The 2,022-nt window shown below is 67.8% G+C and carries 3 protein-coding genes; all 3 read right to left on the bottom strand.

What is annotated here, in order from left to right; translation table 11 throughout:
- Positions 1 to 67 precede the first annotated feature (67 nt).
- The gene (gvpJ, locus tag ACNA7R_RS20105; protein WP_416285311.1) at positions 68 to 571 is read right to left on the bottom strand and encodes a gas vesicle protein GvpJ; all 504 of its coding nucleotides are present in this window, start codon (positions 569 to 571) and stop codon (positions 68 to 70) included.
- 104 nt (positions 572 to 675) lie between these two features.
- A complete protein-coding gene (locus tag ACNA7R_RS20100; RefSeq protein ID WP_416285310.1) occupies positions 676 to 1,587 on the bottom strand; it encodes a hypothetical protein in 912 nt (303 codons plus the stop codon).
- On the bottom strand, positions 1,584 to 2,022 hold a 439-nt coding region (gene gvpH / locus ACNA7R_RS20095), incomplete at its 5' end, for a gas vesicle protein GvpH (protein ID WP_416285309.1). The genes ACNA7R_RS20100 and gvpH, both read right to left, overlap by 4 nt.

Genomic DNA, 2,022 nt, shown 5'->3' with positions numbered 1-2,022 from the left:
CGATGACGAGCGTCAACAGCCCGTCGCGCGCGTTCTCGCCGTCGCCGACGTCGATCGTCGACATGGATTACTCGTCACCCTCCGATTCGGTCTCCTCGTCGTCCGCCGATTCCTCCTCTTCGGGGTCGTCGCTGAGCAGATCGAACCCGCCGCTGGTCGGTCGATCGGGATCGGGGCTGAATCCGGGGTGGGCGGGCGTGACGTCCTCCCCGTCGTCCCCGCCGTCCGACTCGCGCTCGCCGTCGTTCTCCGAGTCGGCGTCGGATTCGGCCGTCACGTTGACGCCTCGGGTCGGATCGATCGGGGCGGTCGACTGTCGTTCCTCGGCGAGTTCGGGGTCGTCGACGGCCTCGGCGAGCCGCTGCATGTCCGTCCCCTCGGGGAACTCGAGGCCGTACTTCGCCGCGGTCTCGAAGGAGGCGATCGCGGCCCGCAGCTGAACGCCCAGGAGCTGGGTGTCGCCGATCGAGACGGCGATATCCGCGTTGATGACGATCCCCTTGTCGAGCAGCATCTCGACGACCTCGGCGAGGTCGGCCTTCTGTCGGCTGGGTTGAAACTCATCGACCACGACGACCACCTCGAGAACGGCGACGGCTATTCGATCCGTCCGCGCTGTCGATCGAGGATCGGTCCGCGGTGCTCGGTCGCGTCGTCGGGCTGCTGAGTGGGGTGTCAGTCATTGTTCTGTTGGCGTCGTTTTCGCTCGAGTTCGAGTTCGAACCGGCGACCGTAGATGCGCCTCCGGGTCGGCGCCGTCGAGAGCTTGACCTGCTGTGGGACCGTCGAGTGGCGCGTATCGCTCGTGCCGATGTCCCGTCGCTCGGTCGCGATCGTCGAGGCCGCGGTCGGGTTCCGAGAGGACGGGCTCGTGTTCTCCCGTCGCATCTTCTCCCGGTTGGTCTCGTAGAGCTTCTGGAACGTCTCGTGAGTCTCGAGGAGGGCGTCGCGAAACGCGTCGATCCCGCGCATCGCCTGCTGCTGGATGAACACCTGGTAGGCCTCCGGATCGTCCTCGATGTCGGGTTTCTCGAAGGCCTCCATCGCGGCCTCCTTCGGATCGACCTCGTCGAGGAGGTCGTCGCCGTCGTCGTCGCCGATCAGGTCCGTCCCCTCGTCGACGACGGTCTCGGCGGCATCCTCGAGCGTTCCCTCCTCGTCGTCGTCGAGCGCGTCGGTCGCGTCGTCGAGTTCGCGTTTCTGTTCCCAGATCTCGGTCAGGTCCGACGCGTCCCACATGCTCAACAGGTCCAGCGCCGAGAACAGCTGCGTGAGGTCGACGACGTCGGTCGCGCCGGTCTCCTCGTCGGCCAGCGCGTCCGGAACCTCGCCCGTTTCGATCGCCTCGAGCAGTTCGTCGCCGTCGACGGCCTCCGGAAGCTCCGTCAGGTCCAGCGACTCGATCAGCTCACCCGTCTCCTGGGCGACCCGCACGAGCGTATCGACGTCGCCGAGCAGCTCCTCGAGGTCGCCGTCGCCGAGTTCGTCCGCCGTGTCGACCCCCTCGAGCGACGACTCGAGGTTCTCGAGGCTCGACTCGGCCTCCGAGAGCAGCTCTTCGAACGTCTCGTCCTCGTCCTCGCTCATCGTCGGTCCTCCGCGGGCTCGACGATGACGGTGAGGACGCCGTTTTTGAACGACGCGCTCGACGTCCGGTCCTCCCAGGGAACGTCGACCCGATCGAGTTCGCTCCCGGAGACGGCGACGACCAGTTCGTCCCCGTCGAAGCCGACCGTGACGTCGTCCGCGTCGGCGCCGGCGACGTCGGCCGTGACCAGCAGCTCCTCGTCGTGGAGCCGCGACGTGATGTGACCGTCCGGCGAGGGCGACCGGCGTCGGCGCCGTAGCCGTTCCCGGGTTCGACTGTCGTCGGCCGGCGCGCGGACCCTGTCGATCGCCCGATCGAGCCCGGAGCCGACGGAGACGTCGTAGTCGAAGTTCATCGAACGCCGTCGTCGCCGGCCGGTCGCCGGCGTTCCGTGGCGTTCGAGTCGCTCGAGTGCCGACAGCAGGCTCGTCAGC

Source organism: Natronococcus sp. (assembly GCF_047921035.1).
In the GTDB taxonomy this organism is placed as follows: Archaea; Halobacteriota; Halobacteria; order Halobacteriales; family Natrialbaceae; genus Natronococcus.
This window is presented reverse-complemented; position numbering and strand designations above follow the sequence as displayed.